Origin of the sequence: Micromonospora sp. LOL_024, from assembly GCF_048060415.1 — a bacterium.
GTDB lineage: Bacteria > Actinomycetota > Actinomycetes > Mycobacteriales > Micromonosporaceae > Micromonospora.
Genome location: NZ_JBHMIS010000220.1, coordinates 1 through 293, shown reverse-complemented (window position 1 = coordinate 293; position 293 = coordinate 1). Strand labels below are relative to the sequence as shown.

Below are 293 nucleotides of genomic sequence, written 5' to 3'. Positions count from 1 at the left end.
GGGCGTCGAAGGTGACGACCGTGCCGGTCAGGTCCAGCGGCGCCAGCAGCGGCTGGAAGTGGCTGGTCTCGTTCGTTTTCGCGCCGACCTCCACCTGGGCGAGGGTCACGACGGTGCCGTGGGTGACCGCGGAGAGCAGATGCCGGCGGGCCGTGGTGAGACGGGCTGATCCCTTGAGTGCTTTGCCGTCGACAGCGATCGCCTGCCGTCGCCGGGGCGTGGACAACGACGGCGCCTGAGCAGGCCTGGTGGCGGCGCGGTGCCGGTCTGCCAGGTAAGCGCCGACCGCCCGG

At 72.0% G+C, this 293-nt stretch carries 1 pseudogene; it reads right to left on the bottom strand.

Annotation, left to right across the window (positions count from 1 at the left end):
• Nucleotides 1-226 (bottom strand): annotated as a pseudogene (locus ACFHWY_RS28955) (ISAs1 family transposase); the annotation flags it as partial.
• Between the last annotated feature and the right edge of the window lie 67 nt (nucleotides 227-293).